Source organism: Stutzerimonas kunmingensis, assembly GCF_032106285.1.
Taxonomy (GTDB): Bacteria; Pseudomonadota; Gammaproteobacteria; order Pseudomonadales; family Pseudomonadaceae; genus Stutzerimonas; species Stutzerimonas kunmingensis_B.
Genome location: NZ_DAMCPO010000010.1, coordinates 46,421 through 68,640 on the forward strand (window position 1 = coordinate 46,421; position 22,220 = coordinate 68,640).

26 protein-coding genes are annotated in these 22,220 nt (G+C 63.9%); 18 read left to right on the forward strand and 8 right to left on the reverse strand.

Features of this window, described 5'->3' with window-relative positions; all coding sequences use genetic code 11:
- Positions 1-360 precede the first annotated feature (360 nt).
- The 6 genes from RT582_RS10015 (at position 361) to RT582_RS10040 (ending at position 6,002) form a co-directional block, all read left to right on the forward strand.
- The gene (locus tag RT582_RS10015) at positions 361-810 is read left to right on the forward strand and encodes a DUF2231 domain-containing protein (protein WP_313477288.1); all 450 of its coding nucleotides are present in this window, start codon (positions 361-363) and stop codon (positions 808-810) included.
- Complete coding sequence (locus RT582_RS10020) at positions 807-2,099, forward strand: PQQ-dependent sugar dehydrogenase (protein WP_313477289.1); 1,293 nt, start codon at positions 807-809, stop codon at positions 2,097-2,099. The genes RT582_RS10015 and RT582_RS10020 overlap by 4 nt, the downstream gene beginning before the upstream one ends.
- A gap of 107 nt (positions 2,100-2,206) precedes the next feature.
- Positions 2,207-2,641, forward strand: coding sequence for a DMT family transporter (locus RT582_RS10025; protein ID WP_202947495.1), 435 nt, complete (start codon positions 2,207-2,209; stop codon positions 2,639-2,641).
- Entirely contained in the window at positions 2,641-3,132 is a 492-nt protein-coding gene (locus RT582_RS10030; RefSeq protein WP_202947494.1) for an EamA family transporter, read from the forward strand. The genes RT582_RS10025 and RT582_RS10030 overlap by 1 nt, the downstream gene beginning before the upstream one ends.
- Before the next feature lie 69 nt (positions 3,133-3,201).
- Complete coding sequence (gene gloA2, locus RT582_RS10035) at positions 3,202-3,600, forward strand: SMU1112c/YaeR family gloxylase I-like metalloprotein (RefSeq protein WP_313477290.1); 399 nt, start codon at positions 3,202-3,204, stop codon at positions 3,598-3,600.
- A gap of 173 nt (positions 3,601-3,773) precedes the next feature.
- Positions 3,774-6,002 carry an esterase-like activity of phytase family protein gene (locus RT582_RS10040; protein ID WP_313477291.1) on the forward strand — a complete coding sequence of 743 codons (2,229 nt, stop codon included), beginning with the start codon at positions 3,774-3,776 and terminating at the stop codon, positions 6,000-6,002.
- Between the two features lie 47 nt (positions 6,003-6,049).
- Here RT582_RS10040 and RT582_RS10045 read toward each other — a convergent pair whose 3' ends face one another.
- The gene (locus RT582_RS10045) at positions 6,050-7,075 is read right to left on the reverse strand and encodes a CNNM domain-containing protein (protein ID WP_313477292.1); all 1,026 of its coding nucleotides are present in this window, start codon (positions 7,073-7,075) and stop codon (positions 6,050-6,052) included.
- A gap of 275 nt (positions 7,076-7,350) precedes the next feature.
- Between RT582_RS10045 and RT582_RS10050 the strand changes: the two genes are divergently transcribed.
- Positions 7,351-7,809: a hypothetical protein gene (locus RT582_RS10050; protein WP_313477322.1), complete on the forward strand. Its 459-nt coding sequence runs from the start codon at positions 7,351-7,353 to the stop codon at positions 7,807-7,809.
- A gap of 39 nt (positions 7,810-7,848) precedes the next feature.
- Here RT582_RS10050 and RT582_RS10055 read toward each other — a convergent pair whose 3' ends face one another.
- Positions 7,849-8,307, reverse strand: a complete 459-nt coding sequence (locus tag RT582_RS10055; protein ID WP_228208213.1) for a carboxymuconolactone decarboxylase family protein — start codon at positions 8,305-8,307, stop codon at positions 7,849-7,851.
- A 94-nt stretch (positions 8,308-8,401) separates the two neighbouring features.
- On the opposite strand from RT582_RS10055, the gene RT582_RS10060 reads away from it, so the two are divergent.
- Positions 8,402-9,199: a helix-turn-helix transcriptional regulator gene (locus RT582_RS10060; RefSeq protein ID WP_230357712.1), complete on the forward strand. Its 798-nt coding sequence runs from the start codon at positions 8,402-8,404 to the stop codon at positions 9,197-9,199.
- A gap of 92 nt (positions 9,200-9,291) precedes the next feature.
- Here RT582_RS10060 and RT582_RS10065 read toward each other — a convergent pair whose 3' ends face one another.
- The 3 genes from RT582_RS10065 to RT582_RS10075 all read right to left on the reverse strand — a co-directional run bounded on the left by RT582_RS10065 (position 9,292) and on the right by RT582_RS10075 (position 11,722).
- Positions 9,292-9,597 carry an ArsR/SmtB family transcription factor gene (locus tag RT582_RS10065; protein ID WP_125859819.1) on the reverse strand — a complete coding sequence of 102 codons (306 nt, stop codon included), beginning with the start codon at positions 9,595-9,597 and terminating at the stop codon, positions 9,292-9,294.
- 88 nt (positions 9,598-9,685) lie between these two features.
- On the reverse strand, positions 9,686-10,810 hold the full coding sequence (locus RT582_RS10070) for an alkene reductase (protein ID WP_313477293.1): 1,125 nt from the start codon (positions 10,808-10,810) through the stop codon (positions 9,686-9,688).
- Positions 10,811-11,140: 330 nt separating this feature from the next.
- Positions 11,141-11,722, reverse strand: a complete 582-nt coding sequence (locus RT582_RS10075; RefSeq protein ID WP_102832693.1) for a TetR/AcrR family transcriptional regulator — start codon at positions 11,720-11,722, stop codon at positions 11,141-11,143.
- A gap of 79 nt (positions 11,723-11,801) precedes the next feature.
- Here RT582_RS10075 and RT582_RS10080 point away from each other — a divergent pair, with 79 nt between their 5' ends.
- The 3 genes from RT582_RS10080 (at position 11,802) to RT582_RS10090 (ending at position 14,803) form a co-directional block, all read left to right on the forward strand.
- Positions 11,802-12,443 carry a glutathione S-transferase family protein gene (locus RT582_RS10080; protein ID WP_102832694.1) on the forward strand — a complete coding sequence of 214 codons (642 nt, stop codon included), beginning with the start codon at positions 11,802-11,804 and terminating at the stop codon, positions 12,441-12,443.
- 96 nt (positions 12,444-12,539) lie between these two features.
- Positions 12,540-13,529, forward strand: a complete 990-nt coding sequence (locus tag RT582_RS10085) for a GlxA family transcriptional regulator (protein ID WP_278348779.1) — start codon at positions 12,540-12,542, stop codon at positions 13,527-13,529.
- A 92-nt stretch (positions 13,530-13,621) separates the two neighbouring features.
- A complete protein-coding gene (locus RT582_RS10090; protein WP_313477294.1) occupies positions 13,622-14,803 on the forward strand; it encodes an MFS transporter in 1,182 nt (393 codons plus the stop codon).
- Positions 14,804-14,837: 34 nt separating this feature from the next.
- Here RT582_RS10090 and RT582_RS10095 read toward each other — a convergent pair whose 3' ends face one another.
- The 3 genes from RT582_RS10095 to rutR all read right to left on the reverse strand — a co-directional run bounded on the left by RT582_RS10095 (position 14,838) and on the right by rutR (position 17,051).
- The gene (locus RT582_RS10095) at positions 14,838-15,677 is read right to left on the reverse strand and encodes a hypothetical protein (RefSeq protein WP_313477295.1); all 840 of its coding nucleotides are present in this window, start codon (positions 15,675-15,677) and stop codon (positions 14,838-14,840) included.
- A 196-nt stretch (positions 15,678-15,873) separates the two neighbouring features.
- Positions 15,874-16,338: a hypothetical protein gene (locus RT582_RS10100; protein ID WP_042927160.1), complete on the reverse strand. Its 465-nt coding sequence runs from the start codon at positions 16,336-16,338 to the stop codon at positions 15,874-15,876.
- Between the two features lie 2 nt (positions 16,339-16,340).
- Positions 16,341-17,051: an HTH-type transcriptional regulator RutR gene (gene rutR / locus RT582_RS10105; RefSeq protein WP_313477296.1), complete on the reverse strand. Its 711-nt coding sequence runs from the start codon at positions 17,049-17,051 to the stop codon at positions 16,341-16,343.
- A 283-nt stretch (positions 17,052-17,334) separates the two neighbouring features.
- Here rutR and rutA point away from each other — a divergent pair, with 283 nt between their 5' ends.
- The 7 genes from rutA (at position 17,335) to dksA (ending at position 22,212) form a co-directional block, all read left to right on the forward strand.
- Positions 17,335-18,417, forward strand: coding sequence for a pyrimidine utilization protein A (gene rutA / locus RT582_RS10110; RefSeq protein ID WP_313477297.1), 1,083 nt, complete (start codon positions 17,335-17,337; stop codon positions 18,415-18,417).
- The gene (gene rutB, locus RT582_RS10115) at positions 18,417-19,163 is read left to right on the forward strand and encodes a pyrimidine utilization protein B (protein WP_313408436.1); all 747 of its coding nucleotides are present in this window, start codon (positions 18,417-18,419) and stop codon (positions 19,161-19,163) included. Before rutA ends, rutB begins: the two co-directional genes overlap by 1 nt.
- Before the next feature lie 79 nt (positions 19,164-19,242).
- Positions 19,243-19,629 (forward strand): pyrimidine utilization protein C, encoded by a 387-nt coding sequence (gene rutC, locus RT582_RS10120; RefSeq protein ID WP_313477298.1) that lies wholly within the window; start codon positions 19,243-19,245, stop codon positions 19,627-19,629.
- A gap of 65 nt (positions 19,630-19,694) precedes the next feature.
- Positions 19,695-20,492 (forward strand): pyrimidine utilization protein D, encoded by a 798-nt coding sequence (gene rutD, locus RT582_RS10125; protein ID WP_313477299.1) that lies wholly within the window; start codon positions 19,695-19,697, stop codon positions 20,490-20,492.
- 10 nt (positions 20,493-20,502) lie between these two features.
- On the forward strand, positions 20,503-21,093 hold the full coding sequence (locus RT582_RS10130) for a malonic semialdehyde reductase (protein ID WP_313477300.1): 591 nt from the start codon (positions 20,503-20,505) through the stop codon (positions 21,091-21,093).
- Positions 21,094-21,106: 13 nt separating this feature from the next.
- Positions 21,107-21,634 (forward strand): NADH-dependent FMN reductase RutF, encoded by a 528-nt coding sequence (gene rutF / locus RT582_RS10135; protein ID WP_042927166.1) that lies wholly within the window; start codon positions 21,107-21,109, stop codon positions 21,632-21,634.
- Between the two features lie 173 nt (positions 21,635-21,807).
- Positions 21,808-22,212 carry an RNA polymerase-binding protein DksA gene (dksA, locus tag RT582_RS10140; RefSeq protein WP_102832704.1) on the forward strand — a complete coding sequence of 135 codons (405 nt, stop codon included), beginning with the start codon at positions 21,808-21,810 and terminating at the stop codon, positions 22,210-22,212.
- The last annotated feature ends 8 nt before the right edge of the window (positions 22,213-22,220 follow it).

Sequence of the window (22,220 nt, forward strand, 5' to 3'; positions counted from 1 at the left end):
GCAGGGCGGAAACTGAGCGCGTCGCCAGTGGCGCAGGCGCTTCTCTGTATGTGCGATGCCGCCGCCCTTTGCACACGGGCGACTTTCGAGGAGAGAGCAGAAAGCGTGCCACCGGATCGATTCGCTTTTGGATCAGCGACTTAGCGTTATGGCGGGAAAATAACGGATCAAATGGTCCGGTTCGGAGCACTTGGTTTGTGCATGAGGCACGAAAAGCGGGCGAGGGCTGCAGCAGCCGAGGTCAGCCCCGCCGCTCAGCGATAGGAGTGAACTAACGGCCCGACGACACGATCCCCTCTTAAGCACCTTCAGAGCGATCCGCGCCGCGCAGGGCTGGTCGAAAGCAATGAGGAGTTCCTTGTGACCGTCATTACCCACCGCACCACAGAAACCACTCACAGCGTTTCCCGCCATGTGCCGCATCCGCTGCACTCGATCCTACTGGCCGGGAGCGTGCCGTTGTTTCTCGGCGCACTGCTGAGCGACGTCGCCTACTTTCGCAGCTACCAGATTCAATGGGGCAACTTCGCCTCCTGGCTGATCGCCGGCGGGCTGGTGTTCTGCGGGCTGGCGATCCTGTTCGCGGTCGTCAACCTGATCAAGGCCAGGCACAGGACAGGGCGACCGCTGATCTATCTGCTGGTGCTCGTGGCGACCTGGGTACTCGGTTTCATCAATGCCCTGCAGCACGCCAAGGACGCTTGGGCGGTCATGCCGGCCGGCCTGGTGCTGTCGGTGATCGTCACACTGCTGGCCTGCGCCGCCGCGTGGATCGGCCTATCCAATCTGCGTGACGGAGGTGAGGCATGAAGCACGCCAATGCACTCTCCGCACTGACCATCGCGTTGTTCCTTAGCGCCTGCGGTGGCGATGAGCAGGACGCCACCAGCCTGTATGGCGCCAACCCCAAACTGCCGGAACCCGACCGCGGAATGCTGCCCAGCATGAAGATCGCCGAGCCGACGCCCTGGGGCGATGCGACACCCACGGTGCCGGAAAACTACAGCGTGACGGCGATCGCCACCGACCTGAAGATCCCACGCCAGACCCTGGTACTGCCCAACGGCGACATCCTTGTGGCCGAAGGTCGTGGCGGCAATGCGGCCAAGCTGAAACCGAAAGACGTGATCGCCGGTTACATCAAGGCGCAGGGCAACACGTCGGTCAAAAGCGGTAACCGGCTGACCCTGCTGAGAGATGCCGATGGCGACGGCCGCTACGAAATGCAGAACGTCTTCGCCGATGAACTTAATGCCCCCTATGGACTGGCCTTCCACGATGGCAACCTCTACGTCGCCAACCAGGACGAACTGGTGCGTTTCGAATACGAGGAAGGTCAGACCGAAGCCAGCGGTCCGCCGACCAAGGTCGTTGACCTGCCCTCGGAGATCAACCACCACTGGACCAAGGCGATGACCATCAGCCCCGATGGCCAGTACCTCTACGTCGGCATCGGCTCGAACAGCAACATCACCGAGCGCGGCATGGAAGCCGAGGTCGACCGCGCCATGGTCTGGCAGATCAACACCGAAACCGGCGCCTACAAGCCCTACGCCACCGGCCTGCGCAACCCCACGGCCCTGGCGATACTGCCCGGCACCGACCAGCTGTGGTCGGTGGTCAACGAGCGCGACGAACTGGGCGAAAACCTGGTGCCGGACTACCTGACCTCGGTGCAGGAAGGCGGTTTCTATGGCTGGCCCTACAGCTACTGGGGGCAGAACGTCGACGATCGCGTCCGTCCGCAGGACCCGGACAAGGTCAAGCAGGCGATCACCCCGGACTACGCCTTGGGCGCCCACGTCGCCGCGCTGGGCCTGGACTTTTCCTCGGATGTCATGGGCGAGCAATTCACCGAAGGCGCGTTCGTCGGCGAGCACGGCAGCTGGAACCGGGAAGATCCGTCCGGCTACAAGGTAGTCTTCGTGCCGTTCCGCGATGGCCGCCCGGCAGGCGAACCTGTCGACTTCATGACCGGCTTCCGCAAGGACGGCAAAACCCGCGGTCGTCCGGTGGGCGTGACCGTCGACCCCAGCGGAGCCCTGATCGTCGCGGACGACCTGGCCAATGTGGTCTGGCGGGTGACGCGCAACCAGTGACGAGTAGCAGGCCGGTGACCGCGCGGTTACCGGCCTGCTCGTCATGCGCCCCGGCGGGCGCTGCAGGTTGGTCCCTTGCGGCTTTCTTCAAGGCATAGGATGACCTTATGGCGCAGCGCTCGCCGCGAACAAATGGAAGAACTCAGGGGAAACCGGCAAGCCTGGGCGCGCTATTGGTGGTGCTTGCGGCACTTTGCTGGGGACTATCGGGTGGGATAGGCGGCATCCTCATCAGCGAGGGCTGGAGTCCCACCGTAGTCTCGCTCTACCGGGGCCTGATTGGCCTCGTGTGCGTGCTCATCTGGCTGGCATTACGCCCGGCCGGCAGTGGAATGACGAGCCCCAGGCTGTGGTTCTGGTCTGTAATCGCCGGCATCGGCGTAGCGGGCAACTTCTCTTTTTACTTCTTGAGCATCGCCGAGGGCAGCGTTGCGGTGGCAGCGACCCTGATGTACTCAGCGCCGGTGTTCGTCTACTGGCATCCTTCACGTTCGGACTCGAAAGGCCGACGCTGTTCAAATGGGCAGCAATCGCAACGGTGATGCTCGGCGTCATCTTGCTGACCGGTATCCATGACGTCGGCGCGAGCGACATTACACTCGTGGCAGCCGGAGCCGGCCTGCTATCCGGTTTGTCCTATGCGACTTTTATTTTTGCGTTCAAGTACGCGGCGCCCCACGGCAGTCCTCAGGCGATTCTCGTCATAGCGTTCGTGGTGCTCGTTGGCGTACTCGCCTCGATGAGCGACGCGCAACAGGCAGCGGCGGTGCCAGGCGCCCCGAGTTGGCCACTGTTCATCGCTCTTGGTGTGGTCGGCGCAGGGCTGTCCTTCGTTCTCTACATCATCGGTCTCAGGCATACCGCACCGGCTGTGGCGTCCATCGTGGCGATGGTCGAGCCGGTAACCGCTTCGCTCTTCGGCGTCGTGGTACTGGATGAGAGCCTGGCAGCGCTGCAGATCCTGGGCATGGGGCTGATTCTAGCGACGGTGACTGCGCTGGGCCTCCAGGGCAGAGAACCGAACGAGATGTAGCGGTCCGGCTCGTAGAACACTCGCCTTTCCTGACAGTCTCTACCCGACAATTCCCGCTGGAACTTGCGCATGCTCCGCTCCATCCACCACGTCGCGATCATCTGCTCGGACTATGCCGTGTCGAAGCGCTTCTACACCGAAACGCTGGGGCTGACGGTGATTGCCGAGCATTACCGCGAGGCGCGTCGCTCCTACAAGCTCGACCTCGCGCTGCCGGATGGCGCTCAGCTCGAGCTGTTTTCCTTTCCCGATGCGCCGCCGCGCCCTTCACGACCGGAGGCGCAGGGATTGCGGCACCTGGCGTTTGCAGTGGATGACGTCGCGCAGTGCAAGGCATGGCTGGAGCGTCAGGGCGTTGCGGTGGAAGCGATTCGGCTAGATGAGTACACCGGTCGCCGATTCACCTTCTTCGCGGACCCGGACGACCTGCCGCTGGAGCTGTACGAAGCGGCGCCGGCCGTGGATTGAGCCTGCACGGGTATCCGCCTGACAGCGGGGGCGATGACCAACGCGCCGGCAACGCAGAACCGATGCCACCCGCATCTCCTCCCGTAATGCTTGACCTCTTCGCCGTCACCGCCACGTAACAATCCGGCCCTAGCGTGTTCTGGCTGTCCCCCACACTGACCGCCGAGGCCCGCATGAGAACTCCGACCCGCCTGACCCCCACCGTATTGTCCACTGCCCTGTCCTTGGCCTTGTTGCCGCTGGCCTCGCAGGCGGCACCTCTCCGCGCCGCAGACTACTTCGAGCGGGTCGCGACCTTCCCGGTCTTTCGCAACCTGGGTGCCGATGAGGATGCCACCCGGCAGACCGTGGCCGAGATCACCACGGTGAGTCGCGACGGCCGCACGCTGATCTACACCGACAGTCCTGGCGAGCGCATCGGCCTGGTGGACATTCGCGATCCGAAATCGCCGCAGCCGGCGGGCTTTATCCAGCTGGAAGGCGAACCGACCTCGGTGGCCGTATATCGCCACTACGCGCTGGTCGCGGTGAACACCTCGCTCGGCTTCACTCAGCCCGATGGTGTGCTGGCGGTGTTCGACATTCGCAATCCGGCGCAACCCAAACGCGTCGCCACGCTGCCCATGGGTGGCCAGCCGGATTCCATCGCCATCAGCCCGCGGGGTCGCTATGCCGCGGTGGCGATCGAGAACGAGCGCGACGAGGACCTCAACGACGGGCTGATCCCACAGCTGCCGGCCGGCTTTCTGCGCATCGTCGACCTCAAGGGTCAGCCGTCGCGCTGGCGCACGCGGGACGTCGACCTGACCGGCCTGGCCGAGGTCGCGCCGGGTGATCCGGAGCCTGAGTACGTCAGCATCAACGACCAGGACGTGGCCGCCGTAACCCTGCAGGAAAACAACCACATCGTGCTGGTCGACCTGCGCCGTGGCCGGGTGATGCGCCACTTCAGCGCCGGCCAGGTGGATCTGCAAGGTGTGGACGTCGAGGAGAACGACCGCATCGAACCGGTCGGCGTGCTCGCTGGCAAGCGTCGCGAGCCGGATTCGATCGCCTGGGTCGGACCGCTGCTGGCGACCGCCAACGAGGGCGACTACGAGGATGCCGAAGGCGCGCAAGGCGGCAGCCGCAGCTTCACCCTGTTCGACTACAACGGCCACGTCTGGCACGAGGCCGGCGCCTCGCTGGAACACGCCTTCATCCGCGCCGGGCACTACCCGGAAAGCCGCTCGGAGAACAAGGGCATCGAGCCGGAAGGCATCGCCGCGGCGCGTTTCCGCAAGCACAGCCTGCTGTTCGTCGGCAGCGAGCGCGGCAATGCGGTCGCCGTCTACGACGTGGCCCGACCCTGGGCGCCGGTGATGCATCAGTTGCTGCCGACGGGCTTGGGGCCTGAGGGCATCCTGCCGATACCGTCGCGCAACCTGCTGGTGGTCAGCAGTGAAGAAGACTCGGCCGAGGACGGTTACCGGTCGACACTCTCGATCTACCAGTACGGTGCCAAGACCGCACCTTACCCGGAGATCCGCTCCACTGATCGCGACCTGATCTCCTGGGGCGCGCTGAGCGGTCTGGTCGCGGACCGCAGCCAGTCCGACCGCCTCTATGCGGTGCCGGACAGCTACTACAAGGCGTCGCGGATCTTCAGCATCGACACCAGCCAGACACCGGCACTGATCGACCGCCAGATCGAGCTGCGCAAGGCTGGCACGAGCGTCGACTACGATCTGGAAGGCATCGCCCAGGCCAGCAATGGCGATTTCTGGCTGGCTTCGGAAGGTAACGGCAAGGCCAGGCCGAACCTGCTGATCCACGCCAACGCCAGGGGCGAAGTACTGGACGAGTTCGCCCTGCCCGCGGAAATCGCCGCCCAGCAGACCAGCAACGGTTTCGAGGGCGTCGCGGTGGTCGGCGAAGGCGCCAGCACCCGCGTCTACGTGGCCTTTCAACGCGAGTGGAAGAACGACCCCGCCGGGCGGGTGCGCATCGGCGTGTTCAACCCGGGCACTGGTGAATGGAGCTTCATCCACTACCCCCTCGACGCCGCAGCCGAGGGCGGCTGGATCGGGTTGTCCGAGCTCACTTCAATCGGCAACGGCCAGTTCCTGGTGATCGAGCGCGACAACCAGCAGGGCCCGGCGGCACAGATCAAACGCCTGTACCGCATCGACCTGAATGGCCTGCAGCCCGCCGCCGAAGGTCAGCGCTTCCCGCTCGCAAGCAAGCGTCTGGAGCGCGATCTGCTACCTGATCTGAAGAGCACCGGTGGCTGGGTGCTGGACAAGGTCGAAGGTGCGGCGGTCGACAAGCAGGGGCGTCTGTTCGTCGTCACCGATAACGACGGGGTCGAGGATGCCAGCGGCGAGACACGTTTCATGCGGCTCGGGACGGTCAAGCGCTGAGATCCGGCAGCTTCATGCGGAGCGGCAGACCCGCCCCGCATGCTCGGTCAGCTGTCGCGGGCGCGCTTGATACGGTGATCCCAGCGGCGCTTGGCGAAGCGGCGCATGTTCGGGATGTCGTCCGTTTCGTCCATTATCGGCTGGCCAATGATGGTTTCCATGATGTCTTCCAGCGTCACCAAGCCGCGCCAGCTGCCGAACTCGTCGTAGACCAGGCACATGTGCTGGCGCTCATGCAGCAGCTGGGTCATGAGATTCTCGACGCTGGTCATTTCCGGTGCGACTTTCATCGATTTCATGATCGTCGACACCGGCGCTTCGTCGTCGCTCGCGGCCAGGGCGTCATAGCGGAACACCACACCCAGCGGGCTCTCGTTGTCGCCGATCACCGGGTAGCGCGAGAACTGGCTGTCGGCGACCTGCGCCTTGAATGCACCGATGCTGGTCTCCGGCGACGTGTAGTCGCATACCGTGCGCGGTGTCATCACGTCACGGACCTTGATCTCGTGCAGGTCGAGGATGTTCCTGATGACGCGCTGCTCGTCCTCGTCGAGGCTCTTGTTCTCGCGGCCAAGCACCGTCAGCGCCTTGATCTCCTGGCGGATGTCGTGCTCCGGCTCCTTGCCGCCGACCAGCCGCATGATCATGTCGGACAGGTAGATGAAGGGCTTCAGAATCCAGATCATGCCGTTCAGCAGAGGCGGCAGGTACGGCGCCAACGTGCGCCAGTAACGGGCACCGATGGTCTTGGGCAGGATTTCCGAGAGCACCAGGATCAGCACCGTCATCACCGCCGAGGCGATACCGACATAGCCGTTGCCGAATACCACGGTGACCTGCGCACCGACACCGGTCGCGCCAACGGTGTGGGCGACGGTATTCAAGGTCAGGATGGCCGCGAGCGGCTGGTCGACCTTGTCTTTCAGTTCTTTCAGGCGTTCGTACAGCTTCGGACGGGTCGTCTTCTGATGCGCGATGAAGCTCGGTGTCAGCGAGAGCAGTGCGGCTTCGAGGATCGAACAGATGAATGAAACGAGGATGGATAAGACAGCGAACGCTATCAGGAGGGTCATGTAAGGGGGATTTCATTGCCAATGGCAGGCCAATTTACAGCAAAGCCGCCGAGCGTTAGCCGGATGCCGCGATGGGCTTGCAACATTTCATTTCCCCACTTGCACGCACAGGCTGGACACACTGATTTCGACAGCACTCGGCAATGGAGTTCATCCCCTCGATCGCCCCCCTTTTCCGACCACTCGCACGCTTGTTTCCCGACGCGCTCCTCGGCTAGGGTGCGGTCCTCGACGAAACGGCCCGTCAGGAGCATTGCAGATTGATCAGAACAGGGATGTTGACGCTGGGTTTGCTGATGGCGCTCACGGCACAGGCGGCCGAACAGCGGCTCTATCTGGTCGCCACGGTGCAGCTGGACGGCACCAGCCTGGCGCAGAGCGCGTTTCTACATGAAGCGGATATCACCGAACTGGAGGGTTGCCGCGAAGCGGTGCGCGAGGGCCAGCGCGCGCGTGACTGGCAGAAATACCATCACATCTTCCGGAACGATCTTTTCAAGGGCTTCGCCGGCCACATGCACTATCGCTGCGCCTTCAGCGATCTGCAGTTCAGCAGCTGGCACGATGGTCCGCGCTACAACCAGCCCTACCTGATCGCTGTCGACGAGAACGCGATGCTCAGCGTGGAACGGACACCAAGCCAGGCCCAATGCATGAGCCGCCTGCGCGCGCTGCCGGCTGCCCGGCAGGCACAGAGCTTCTGTGCCATGGGCAACCAGCAGATCAAGCCCTGACCGCCCGACCTTCCAGCCGAGTGGCGGCAGGCATCCGCCCTACCCCGGCTGGTAGCTGCCCGGCACCGGCGCGAAGGACACGCCGAAGCGGTTCCAGGCGTTGATGGTGGCGATGGCCAGGGTCAGGTTGGCGAGCTGGGCTTCGGAAAAATACTCACGCACCTCCTCGAACAGCTGTTGCGAAACGCCCTGGGGCAACAGGGTGTTGGCCTCGGCCCAGGCCAGCGCGGCGCGTTCGCGGTCGGTAAAGAACGGGGTTTCGCGCCAGGCACTCAGGGCATAGATGCGCTGCTCGGTTTCGCCGAGGGCGCGGGCGTCCTTGGTGTGCATGTCAAGGCAGTAGGCGCACCCGTTGATCTGCGAGACGCGGATCTTGACCAGCTCCATCAGCGGCTTGTCGACGCCGTCCTCGCGGCGGCTCTGGCGCGCCAGGTAGGTTTCCAGCCCGATCATTGCCGTCATCACGTCGGGGGCGGCAGCTTCGTAGTTCATGCGCATGGTGGTCACTCCTCGGTTTGAATGTGCAGCCAAGGCTACGCAGCCGCCGAGCTGAGCTATTGTAGATTTTCGACATCTTCGAACGCCGCCTTCCATGTCCGCCCTGCACGAACGACTGCCACACATCAGTGGCTTCCTGACTCGCCCGCCTGCGCCAGCACTGGCTGCCTACGTGCAGCGTTTCTGGTGGCTGGAGGGTGACGCCGCCACGGTGTACGACGAGCAGATGCTGCATCCGGACGGCGCCTGTGGGGTCATCTTCAATTTCGCCGACCCGCTGGCCTTCGATGGCCATTTGCACAAGCCGCGTGCATTGATCGCCGGGCCGCAGCTTGCCAGTTCGCGATTGCAACTGGCTGGGCAGGTGAGACTGATGGGCGTGCGCTTTCGCCCTGGGATGGGCGCAGCGTTCTTTGGCATCAGCCTGGATGAGCTGGCGGGCTTTCATAGCTCCGACTGGCAGCGACTGGGGTTTGCCGGGATGGTCGACCAACTGGCCGAGCTGAGCCGCGAGGCGCAGCAACTGCTGGTAGAGCAGGAATTGATGAGACGTCTGCAGGCGACTCAGGAGCGACGCTTCCCAGTGCAACAGCTACTGTCGGAGATCACCGCGACCGATGGCCGTGCACGCCTGGCCGACCTCTTCCAGTCCGTACCGCTCGGCCAGCGCCAGCTGGAGCGCCTGTTCCGCCATCATGTAGGAATGACACCCAAGCAGTTCAGCCGCATCCAGCGCGTGGCGCTGGTGCGCAACCAGCTGCGCGCCGGCCAGCCGTTACTGGACACCGCCCTGGCGTGCGGATACAGCGACCAGGCGCACTTCATTCATGACTTCAAGACGGTGGTCGGCATGACGCCGGGGCGATATCGGGCGAGCAAGGTCAGTCGATAACAGCGCCCCATTGCGAGCGACCCGTCACGTCCGGCGGAAAAACGATCGGCTCACATGCTGCTGACGCCAGCGACACGCAGTTCGCAGCCAGCTCAGATGGCTTTGCTGAGTGCCTCGAGCAGCTCAGCGATCTTCTCTTCGTTTCGCTTGTAGTAGGTCCAGGGACCGATACGCTGCGACGTCACCAACTGCGCACGCTGCAGCGCCGCCAGGTAATTCGAGACGGTGGACTGCGACAACCCCACACGCTCCTGGATGATGCTGACGCAGACACCCAGCTGTTCGGGATCGGCTTCCTGCTCGGGGAAGTTGGTCTTCGGGTCCTTCAGCAGGGTAAGAATGGCCAGCCGCGTGGGGTTATCCAGGGCCTTCAGCGCTTCACTGATGTCTATGCTCATATCCGCGGCAGGTAATGGGTTTTCGCGATCTTACGATACTTTGTCGGTGCTGGCTGCGTGCACGCCACGGCCGTGCACGCACGCCGACTCAGTGCGCGTACACCGGGTAGTCGATGTAACCCTTTTCGGTGCCGCCATACATGCTGCTGGCATCCAGCGGGTTCATCGGCCAACCGTTGGCGATACGCGCCGGCAAGTCGGGGTTGGCAATGAATGGACGGCCGAAGGCGATCAGGTCCGCCCAACCGGCTTCGATCGCCGCGGTGGCGCGCTTCGGGGTGTACTTGCCTGCGTAGATGATCGTGCCGCTGAACGCCGCACGCACCGCCTCGCGGAAACTGCTGGGCAACTCGGGTGCGCTGTCCCAATCGGCCTCGGCCAGTGATACGTACGCGACGCCGATGGTTTGCAGAATCTTCACCGCTTCGATGTAGGTCTCATGCGGGTCTTGCTCCACCAGGCCAAGGTAGACGCGCTCCTCGTCCGTGCTGGCGAACAGCGGCGCAAAGCGAACCCCCACGCGCTCGGCACCTATGGCGTCGGCTATCGCCTGGACCGCTTCGCGCAGAAAACGCAGTCGGTTCTGCAGCGAACCGCCGTATTCGTCAGTCCTGCGATTGGTGTGGGCGGAAATGAACTGGTTGACCAGGTAGCCGTTGGCGCAGTGAATCTCGATGCCATCGAAGCCAGCCTCCATCGCGTTGCGTGCGGCCTGGGCATAGAGCTGTACCAGCTCTTTGACTTCGGCATTGGACAGCGCCCGCGGCATCGAGGGCTCGACCAGCGCGCCCTCGCCCGGTCCCGTCTCGATAAAGACTTTGACGTTGGTCGCCGCAATGGCGGACGGCGCAACAGGCTGCGCACCACCGGGTTGCAGCGAGGTGTGCGAGACACGGCCGACATGCCACAGCTGGGCGAAAATCACGCCGCCCTCAGCGTGCACCGCCTGGGTAACAGCCTTCCAGCCTTCGACCTGCTCAGGGCTGTGGATCCCGGGCGTCCAGGCATATCCCTGCCCTCGCGGCTCGATCTGAATGCCTTCCGTCACCATGAACCCTGCACTGGCACGTTGCTGGTAGTAGGTCGCCATTACGGCGTTTGGAATATTGCCCGGTTGCGAGCTGCGCGAGCGCGTCAGCGGTGGCAGCACGATGCGGTTACGTAGCGCGAAGGAACCAAGCGAGGCAGGTGTAAAAAGAGCTTTATGATTCATAACGTAAAATTTAGATATCGTGAATTCTAGATATTAGATAACGGAGGCGACCTCACCGAATGTGAGTACCTCCCCGTGAGGGTTGTGCAGTCCGGTACTACCGTCACTGCCGAGCGGATGATCCTCGACCTCAAATCGATAAATGTCAATATCCAGATGCGCATATACCTGGACATAGCCGTCTGAAACCTTTTTTGGGGGGAGCAGCGCTCGGTGGCGGCTGCTTATCTGGACGGTAACGGTTACAGCGGCCGGAAGCGCGCTATCCCCGTGTTCGAACGTGGCAAACACTCACTGCTAGAGAAGCATCTGGCGTGTCGCGTAGATCCACTAGACGTCATTGGCACTCAGCGAGTGCTGCTGCGCAAGCAGGTCATGACAGTCCGACCGGCAGGCGGCAAGAATCTCTTCGGACAGATCGGGTTCTTCCACAGCGCGAGCCAATACCAACCCACCAATGAGCGCAACGACCATTTGCAGAATCTGCGTGCGTTCACTCGTCGGTGAAGCCTGTTGCAGTCGGGCGATAAAGTTCTGCAGCGCCGTGCTGTAAACCTGCCGAATCTCAGGCTCTCGCTGGGTAATATCTGCAGCCATAAAAGCCAGCGGGCACCTCATCGACTCGCCGGTTGCATGTGAGCGCTGAAGATAACCTTCCACTAGCGCCCCCACCCCCCCTTTACCCAACTCCTGCAGGCGCGCACCGCCGGTGCTCGCGGCGTATCGAATCGCTTGCGCATAGAGTTCAGCTTTTGTTTGAAAGTGGCTGTAGAACGCGCCCCGCGTCAGGCCCGCGTCGGCCATAAGATCGTCGATGCATACCTGCTCGTACCCCTTATCGGCAAATAGACGTGAGGCGCTTTCCAGAATGCGGGATCGAGTGCGGTCGCGTTGATCAGTGGGCCAAGGCATAAGTGCTCCTTCAGTCTATGTTCTTGAACATAGAGTGCCAGCCAGCAGAATTCCAGCTCCCCAACCAGAGCGACTCATCATGGATCTGCATATTTTCGGCCCCGGCTTCAGCACACTGGTCCGTAGCGTTCGGCTTTACTGCGAGGAGAAAGGGCTAACGTACACGTATGGGATGCATCTGAACGGCTGTCCGATCGGCTGGCGCAGCGAGGCTCACAGGGCTCTGCACCCTTTCGGCAAGGTCCCTGTTCTGCTGCACGGCAGCACAGCGATATTCGAAACCATGGCAATCTTTCGCTATCTCGATACGACGCATCCAGAGCGCTCGCCTACACATACACTCGCCCCCACGATGCTCCTGGAACAATGGGCAAGCGCATTGGTTACCTCTGTCGATGCATCACTGGTTCGAAACTACATTCTGCCTATTGCTGGCCCAAACCACTCGACAACTCGCGATACAGAGACTCTGGAAATTGCTCGGCTGGAGGCAGAGCAAACCTTAGCGATCCTCGACACGCAACTGGGCGAGCAGTTCTTCTTTTGCACAGAGCACTGGAGCATCGCAGACGCATTGCTGACACCCATGCTCGACTATCTGATGCTCATCACCAAACCAGCGGGCTTACTCAGCCAATGGCCGCGGCTGCGTGACTATCTGGAGCGGATGCGAACACGACCGTCTGGTTGCGCTGTTCTACAAAGCACTCTGGCTCGTTAGTCAGGAACTAGAAATGGCAAGATCCGTGGGAACCTTGTCATTTCGACAGCGGCGCCTCGGCAGCAGACTGCAGGCATCCACCCTGAGAGCTGCACCATGGACGCCACCCGCACCGTCGCCTGCCTGATTTACCCGGATGTGATGAGCCTCGATGTCACCGGCCCGATGCAGGTGTTCGCCTCGGCCAATGTCGAGCGGCAGCGCCAGGGCCTGCCGAGACATTACGAGCTGATGCTGCTCGCTGCCAGCGTCGGCCCGCTCGCCACCTCGGCGGGGCTGAAGCTGGTGGCGGATGCGAGCTGGGCCGTGTGCGATCCGGCCACGCTGGATACCTTGCTGGTTCCGGGCGGTGTCGGCGTGGATGCGCAGAAGCACGACCAACCGCTGCTCGACTGGCTGCGGGCCGCCGAACCCAGGGTGCGGCGCCTGGGCTCGGTCTGTTCCGGAGCGCTGATCCTGGCCGAGGCCGGGCTGTTCGATGGGCGCAAGGCGACCACGCACTGGGCGGACCTCGCTGCGCTGGGCACGTACCCGACCATCGAGGTGCAGGGTGACCGATTGCACACCTATGACCCGACCGATCCGCAGGCGGCGCATCTGTTCAGCTCGGCGGGCGTCACGGCGGGCATCGACTTGGCGCTGGCGTTGGTCGAGGCCGATCTCGGCCGCGCGTTGGCGCTTTCGGTTGCGCAGCGGCTGGTGATGTTTCTGCGCCGGCCGGGTGGGCAGACCCAGTTCAGCCCGATGCTGGCGGCGCCAAGTGGCGGCGTGGCGCGCCTAGCCGCATTGCTGGAATGGATTCCCGGGCACCTGGGCGATGACCTGTCCATCGAGGCGCTAGCCGCCCAGACGCATATGACGCCGCGCACGCTGTGCCGCCTGTTCAGCCAGGAAACAGGCATGGGGCCGGGCCAATACATCGAACGGGTGCGCCTGGAAGCCGCACGTAACCTGCTGCTCGACGCCCAGGCCTCGATCGCCACGGTGGCGCGGCTGACCGGTTTCGGCCATCCGGAAAACCTCAGGCGCAGCTTTCAGAAGCACCTGTCGGTCAGCCCGCGGGATTTCTACCAGCGCTTCGGCTGACGCTTCGTCAGAACCTCACTCATCGTTCACAGCTTGCCCGGCGTATCGCCAGGCAGCGCTGTGCCCGCTCATCACCCTCAAGGGGCCTCGCCATGCACCTATTGTTCAGCAACCCTCAGGTCCTGCGCCTGTTCATCGCCCAGGCGCTGTTCTGGTCCTGCTCGATGACCGGCATCATCTTCACTTCCATCGTCGGGCTGCGCCTGGCGCCGGCGGCGGGCCTCGCCACCCTGCCGCTGGCCATGCTGATGCTCGGCGGCCTGCTCGCCCTGCAACCACTGGCGGGGCTGATGCAGCGCCGCGGCCGTCGCGCCGGCTTTCTCATCGGTGCGTTGGCCGGCGTGCTGGGCGGACTGATCAGCGCGCTGTCGCTCTGGCTCGACAGCTTCACCCTGCTCTGTCTCGGCGCTCTGCCCATCGGCGCCTACCAGGCCTCGGCGATGTACTACCGCTTCGCCGCGCTGGAAGCGGTGAGCGAAGCCTTCAAGGGGCGTGCCACCGCCTGCGTGATCGGCGGTGGCGTGCTGGCCGCGCTGATCGCGCCCACGCTCGGCCACCTGGCGCGTGATCTCGCCAGCGTTCCCTTCGCCGGCACCTATCTGTTGATCGCCAGCCTCGCGGCGCTGGGCGTGCTGGTGCTTGCTGGATTGCCGGCAAGCAGCGGAACGCCCGGCGTTCAGGCCGCCCCGTCAGCAGTCAGTTGGCAGGCACTGCTGGCGCGGCCGACCATTCGCGCCGCGGTGCTGACCACCGCCGCCGGCCACGGCCTGATGATCCTGGTGATGAACGCCACGCCCCCGGCGATGCATGGCGAAGGTCTGGATCTGCAGGCCAGCGGTCAGGTCATCCAGTGGCACATGCTCGGCATGTTCCTCCCGGCATTCGTCGCCGGGCCGCTGGTGGACCGCTTCGGCTGCCGGCTGGTCGCCTGTGTGGGTGGAGGATTGCTGATCGCCAGCGCGGTGGTCGCGCTGCTCGGCGTCAGCCACTGGCATTTCCTGCTCAGCAGCTGCCTGCTAGGCATCGGCTGGAACCTGATGCTGGTCGCCGGCACCACCCAGCTGGGCCAGGGCCATGCCGCAAGCGAACGCGCCCGGGCACAGGGCGTGATGGAGCTGAGCAACGGCAGCGTCGCCGCGGTGATGTCCTTCGCCTCTGGCGCGTTGATCGCTCAGGCCGGCTGGGCGGCGGTAAACGTCGGGCTGCTGCCCATCGTGACGCTGGTGGTGCTGGCGCAGGTTGCGCAGGGGTATCGGCACAGGCAGGCGGTTTGAAGGCGCGGCGACTGCTGGCACCACCCGGCGGAGCTCAACGCCCGGGATTCACCCGTCCCTGAAAAGGAAAGGCTCCGCCGGCCTCCAGCACACATTCCAGCGAACGCGCCTCCTCACGGCTCGAAGTAATCCGGAAGCGGATGTAGCAACGCTCTTCGAGAAACGCCTGCCGACCCGCTTCCGCTCGGAGGTCGTAGCCGTCGATGCTGCCGGCAAAGTACAGATGTTTAGCCAGTATCAACTGGGCGCTCCTGACATCGGCAGGGTTGTTCCAGTCACCGCCAGCCCTGAGGATCAGTCTGCTCTGGCGAGACTTCCGGTGCTGAATCAGCCGCTTGCGCAGGTTGACGCCGATGCCAACCTTCAACGCCGCGCCGTCGTCCTTGTAGATCTCATAGAGTCCCGGCAGAGCAGGCACGTACCGTTCGATTTCCGAAAAGCGGATGCACGTCATAGTCCCGGAATCACAGGCAGCGTTCGTCATCAGGCCGCCTGTATGTCCGGACGCAGTGTCTTCGGAAACCAGATGGATGATATTGGCCGGGCTCGATATCCAGAACGCCCTGAAGCCTTCCGGCAGCGGTTCGATTTCGTCCCGGCGGGTGCAGGCGTGTTCCTCAAAGTGGGCGGCAGCACTTTCCAGGTCATCCGTGACGACCTCCAGCCATATCTCCGCCTGGCTGATGCCCGGCACGCAGTCCATCCAGAGCACCTTGCCGCCGAAATCGAAGCGCGGCGTGTGCTCACCTTCAGCGCCCGTCGGGGTGAGTTCTTCCAGTGCGAGCGTCTCGCGGTAGAACGCGAGCGTCCGCTGGTATTCGTGGGCAGGCACCTTCATCGCGATATTTCGGCCAGGCTGGAATGTCGGTTTCATCGTTTCACTCCATGAGGGCGCTGATGCCGGAGGTTGCCCAAGGCGCTCCGGCCCGCGCACGGTTAGACCAGCCAGTACAGACAGCAGCGACCCTTCGTGCAAGGTGATTGCAGCGGGTGAGCCGGTGAACGCAGCGTACGGCAGCTGCTAGGCAGCGGTTCTTCGCCGCTAGAACGGTAGCGTTGACCGGGGCAAGTCAGGGACGCCCCCATTCGATCTCGCGAATCTTTGCGGCGCCGTTCTCCTCGGCGACGACTACCGTCACGGCCTCGATGAAGCCTGCACCGGTAATCGAAACGTAGGCCCAACCGATGTCCTGCGATTGCCGGGCGGGCCAGTCATCCATGAATTCGACGTGGCCATCCACTGCGCCCGGCCCATCGCCGTAGGAGGTCATGTCGGCATAAGCCTGCTGCAGTTGCGCTGCGGAATATCGCTGCTGCGCCTGCGTTGAGAGAAGAGCATGAGCCTCGGTGAAGTCGCTGGAAACGAGCGCGCGGGCGAAGTTGGTGGCGGTCGACACGGTGACGTCCTTAGCCCGGGGGTTTGCTTGCGGCGCCTCCTCGAAGCAGGCGGAAAGGCTCAGCGCGATCAGAGTAATCGACAGCAGTTTCAGGCCGAGCCAGCTCAGCGTGGAGCGTGGCGGCTTGATGGAAAGCATGCTCAACGCGGCCTCACCCCATCGAGGATCAGCGACTGCAGGCTCTTGAGCGTTTCCTCGAAGAACGCCGGATCATCCAGGGTCTTGCCGGCCACGGCCTCGACCTGCACGCGGAAGTCGGCGTAGTGCTGGGTGGTCGCCCAGAGTGAGAAGATCAGGTGGTGCGGCGCGATGGGGGCGAGCTTGCCGGCGTCGATCCAGGCCTGGATCACGGCGACCTTGTTTTCCACCAGATCGTGCAGCGGCTGTTGCAACTCACCCAGCAGCAGAGGTGCGCCCTGCATGATCTCCATGCAGAACAGCCGCGATTCGGCGGGATGATCGCGGGAGAGTTCGAGCTTGACCCGCAGGTAGTCGCGGATCGCCTCGACCGGGTCCTGCTCGACGGAAAACGCCTGCAGCGGCTGCAACCAGACCTCCAGCAGCTGACGCAGGACGTTGGTGTAAAGCTCTTCCTTGTTGCCGAAGTAGTACAGCAGGTTGGTCTTGGAGACGTCTGCCTGGGTCGCGACCTGATCGAGACTGGTGCCGTGCAGGCCAAAGCGGGAGAACAGCTCGAGCGCGGCCTGGAGGATGCTGGCACGCTTGCTTTCGATCATGCGCAGGCGTCGGTCCTGGGCGCTGGCACTCGGTACGCGGGCTGCGCCCTTTGGTCGAGGGGTCTTGCTGGCAGTGAGGCGCTTGCGAGGCGGAACGGGGGGTTGGTCTGTCACGGGATTACCGGATGGGCTCGAACGAGGCGCTACTGTAGCGCGGCGAGCGTGCGGCGCACGAGCGACGAAGGCAGCAAGCGACCGCTGCACGATCTTCGTGCGCCACGCACAAACCAGGTGCTCCGATTCAGACCAAATGGTCCACATCGCACCACCCAGATAACTCATCTATTTGATTCAAAAGCGAAATCCTTTTCTGGCCTGCATCCTGCTAATGCACCTTTGACCCTGCCCGTCACGTTCGGGCAGCGCTTTCTAGCCATTGCGTACAGAGGTGCTACCCATGGATGTTGGTGTTTTCATTCCGATCGGCAACAACGGCTGGCTCATTTCCGAAAATGCGCCGCAGTACATGCCGAGCTTCGAACTGAACAAGGCCATCGTGCAGAAGGCCGAGGGCTACGGTTTCGACTTCGCGCTGTCGATGATCAAGCTGCGCGGCTTCGGTGGTAAGACCGAGTTCTGGGAGCACAACCTGGAATCCTTCACGCTGATGGCGGGCCTGGCCGCGGTCACCAGCAAGATCCAGCTGTTCGCGACTGCCGCAACGCTCACTCTGCCGCCGGCCATCGTCGCGCGCATGGCCTCAACCATCGACTCGATCTCGGGCGGGCGCTTTGGCGTGAATCTGGTGACCGGCTGGCAGAAGCCGGAATACACACAGATGGGCATGTGGCCGGGCGACGAATTCTTCGGCACGCGCTACCAGTATCTCGGCGAATACGCCCAGGTGCTGCGCGACCTCTGGGCCACCGGCCGCAGCGACTTCAAGGGTGAGCACTTCCAGATGGAAGACTGCCGCGTCAGCCCGACACCGCAGGCGGACATGAAGATCATCTGCGCCGGCTCCTCTGACGCTGGCATGGCCTTCTCGGCGCAGTACGCCGACTACAACTTCTGCTTCGGCAAGGGCGTGAATACCCCGACCGCGTTCGCCCCGGCCACCGAGCGACTGCTCAAGGCCACCAAGAAGACCGGCCGCCACGTCACCTCCTGTGTGCTGTTCATGGTGATCGCCGACGAAACCGACGAAGCCGCCCGCGCCAAGTGGGAGCACTACAAGGCCGGCGCCGATGAGGAAGCCATCGCCTGGCTCGGCGAACAGGGTTCCGCCGACAAGGGCGCCGACAGCAACATCCGGCAGATGGCCGACCCGACCTCGGCGGTAAACATCAACATGGGCACGCTGGTGGGCTCCTACGCCAATGTCGCCCGAATGCTCGACGAGATCGCCACGGTGCCCGGCATGCAGGGCGTGATGCTGACTTTCGATGACTTCCTTGAAGGCGTCGAAGCCTTCGGCGAGAAGATTCAGCCGCTGATGCAGAGCCGCCGGCACGTCAGTGCACTGAAGGAGTCCGCCTGATGAGCGCCGCCGAACAGGTCTCGGGCTACGGCCTGAGCGCCACGGACGAGCCCGTGCAACTGCCGGCGCGGCCCGAGCCGTTGGCGATGAAAGCCAGTGAAACCGCGCTGATCGTGGTGGACATGCAGAACGCCTACGCCAGCCGCGGCGGCTACCTGGATCTGGCCGGCTTCGATGTGTCGGCGACCCAGCCGGTGATCGCGAAAATCCGCCAGGCACTATGCGCGGCTCGCGCCGCCGGCATGCAGGTGATCTTTCTGCAGAACGGCTGGGACAACGGCTACGTCGAGGCCGGCGGGCCGGGTTCGCCCAACTGGCACAAGTCCAACGCGCTGAAGACCATGCGCAAGCGCCCGGAACTGGCCGGCACCCTGCTCGCCAAGGGTGGCTGGGATTACGCGCTGGTGGACGAACTGGCGCCGCAGCCCGGCGACATCCTGGTGCCCAAGCCGCGCTACAGCGGTTTCTTCAATTCGCAGCTGGACAGCACCCTGCGTGCCCGTGGCATCCGCAACCTGGTGTTCACCGGCATCGCCACCAATGTGTGCGTGGAATCGACCCTGCGCGACGGCTTCCACCTGGAGTATTTCGGCGTGGTGCTGGCCGATGCCACCCACCAGGCCGGGCCGGAATTCGCCCAGCAGGCGGCGCTGTACAACATCGAGACGTTCTTCGGCTGGGTCTCCAGCGTCGACGCCTTCTGCCAGAGCTTCGCGACCGCACCCAGCGTGGCTGTTGCCAGCTGATTACACCCCAGTGCCCGACCGCGACGCCCGCAGAGGCGTCCGCCGGGTTCGCCTGAATGCCTTGCAAGGAATCAACGACATGCCCAAGCAATCGATCATCCCCGCCGGCTCCGGCAAACCGCTCGCCCCCTACGTGCCCGGCTCCATGGCCGATGGCGTGGTCTACGTCTCCGGGACCCTGCCGTTCGACAAGGACAACAACGTGGTCCACGTCGGCGACGCCGCCGCGCAGACCCGCCATGTGCTGGAAACCATCAAGGGCGTCGTCGAGGCCGCCGGAGGCAGCATGGACGACGTCACCTTCAACATGATCATGCTCACCGACTGGGCCAACTACACCAAGATCAATGAGGTGTACGCCCAGTACTTCCCCGGCGAGAAGCCCGCGCGCTACTGCATCCAGTGCGGGCTGGTGAGGCCCGATGCGCTGATCGAGATCGCCAGCATCGCCCACGTCGGCCAATAGCGCCTGCCAGAGCGGGTCAGCCGGCACGCCGGCGGCCCGCTGATCGACCTCGCGGAGGGAGTGACATGCACTACGAACTTCATGGCCGCATGGAGCCAGATGCGCCGACTCTGGTGCTCAGCTCCGGCCTCGGCGGCGCCGCCGCCTTCTGGACACCGCAGCTGCCGGCACTGACCCAGGACTACCGGGTGCTGGTCTACGATCAGCTGGGGACCAACAGGAGTCCGGCGAACCTGCCGGCGGGCTATTCCATCGAGTCCATGGCAGTGGAATTACTGGAGCTGCTGGACACCCTGGGCATCCGCCGCTGCCACTTCATCGGGCATGCCCTCGGTGGGCTAATCGGCTTGCAGATCGCCCTGCTGCGGCCGCAGTTGCTGCAGAGCCTGGTGCCGATCAATGCCTGGAGCAGCCCCAACCCGCACAGCGCCCGCTGTTTCGCAGTACGCCTGAAGCTGTTGCACGACAGCGGCCCGGCGGCCTATGTGCAGGCGCAGGCGCTGTTCCTCTACCCGGCCGACTGGATCGCGGCCAACAGCGAGCGACTGGCACGCGACGATGCCCATGCACTGGCGCACTTTCCGCCGACGATGAATCTGGTGCGGCGTATCGAGGCACTGCTGGCCTTCGATATCGAGGCCGAGCTGCCGGGCATCACCACCCCGACCCTGCTGATCGCCAACCGCGACGACACGCTGGTGCCCTGGCAGCGCTCGCAGCACCTGGCCGACGTCATGCCCAACGCACAGCTGGCGCTGCTGAACTACGGTGGCCACGCGTCCAGCGTCAGCGACAGCGAACCCTTCAACCAGATCCTGCTGGACCATCTTGCCGAGCAATGCGGCCAGGTCGCAGCAGCCTGAGGACCCAAACATGCACGCCCCCATCGACTCGAATGCCCTTGCGACGCTGTTCAGCGAGGCCCGCACCCACTGCGCCTGGCTCGACAAAGCAGTGCCGGATGCCCTGCTCGAACAACTCTACGAGCACGTCCGCCTCGGCCCGACCGCGGTCAACAGCTGCCCGGCGCGCTTCGTCTTCGTGCGCAGCGCCGAGGGCAAGCAGAAGCTCGCGCCCTGCCTGTCCAAGGGCAATCTCGAAAAGACCATGGCCGCGCCGGTCACGGTGATCGTCGCCTATGACGAGGACTTTCCGGAAACCCTGCCGGAGCTGTTCCCCTTCGCCGACGCCCGCAGCTGGTACGCCGGGCAGCCGGCGCTGATCACCGAGAACGCGCTGCGCAACAGCTCGCTGCAGGCCGGTTATCTGATCCTCGCTGCCCGCGCCCTGGGGCTCGATTGCGGACCGATGTCCGGCTTCGACGGCAAGGCGCTGGATGCGGCCTTCTTCGCTGGCACGAGCTGGAAATCAAACCTGCTGATCAACCTCGGCTACGGCGACGCCAGCAAGCTGCGCGACCGCCTGCCACGCCTGCCCTTCGACCGCGCCTGCGTCCTCGCCTGATGGAGAACCGACCATGCAACTGGCTCAATGCGAAACCACCAGTCAATTCAGCGCTCCAGTGATTCGTGAGGATTATCGTGATGCCATGGCGCGACTGGCCGCGGCAGTCAACATCATCACCACCGACGGCCCCAGCGGCCGCGCCGGCTTCACCGCCACCGCGGTGTGCAGCGTCACCGACGAACCACCAACGCTGCTGGTGTGCCTGAACCGCAGCGCATCGGCACATCCCATCGTCACCGCCAACGGGCAGCTGTGCGTGAACACCCTGGCCGGCGCACAGCGGGACTTGTCCAACCTGTTCGGCGGCAAGACGCCCATGGCAGAACGCTTCGCCGCAGCACAGTGGAGCACCGGCGTGACCGGCTCGCCGCTGCTCGACGGCGCGACTGTCTCGTTCGACTGCCGCATCAGCCACAGCGCCAGCGTCGGCACCCACGACATCCTCTACTGCGAAGTGCTCGCCGTGTACCGCCGCGACAGCAGCGATGCGCTGGTGTACTTCGGCCGCAACTACCACGGGCTGCCCGGCGCCGTCTGACCGCCCAGCGCCCATCAACACCCGAGCCCGCCGCGCGATCCGCGCCGCGGGCTTTTTCTTTGCCTCGGAACAACGCGCTTACCGGTGCGCCGCTCGACACGCAAACAGCGCTTGCACCACGAACATAATTGTTATGTTATAACTCTCACATTATTTCCGACACGTGCCTTCCGATGACCGAAGCCGAACTACTCGCCCAGCCAGCCGAGGCGTACATGAACGCCGACCAGCAGGCCTTCTTCCGCGAACTGCTTTTGCGTCAGCGTGCCGAGCTGCAGGCGCGCATCGAGGAGGAATTCCAGGCGCTGCGCGAACAGGAGCCAAGCAGCGATCCCGCTGACATCGGCAGCGCCGAGGAACAGCGTCACTGGCAGCTGCGCGTGCTGGAGCGGGAGAAAAAGCTGCTCGACAAGATCGACGCCGCGCTGGATGCCATCGCCCGCGGCGAATACGGCTGGTGCGCCGAAACCGGCGAACCGATCGGCCTGCAGCGCCTGTTGCTGCGCCCCACCACGACGCTGTCGATCGAGGCGAAGCAACGCCAGGAACAGCGCGAAAAACACCAACGATCCGCCTGAGAGACCGC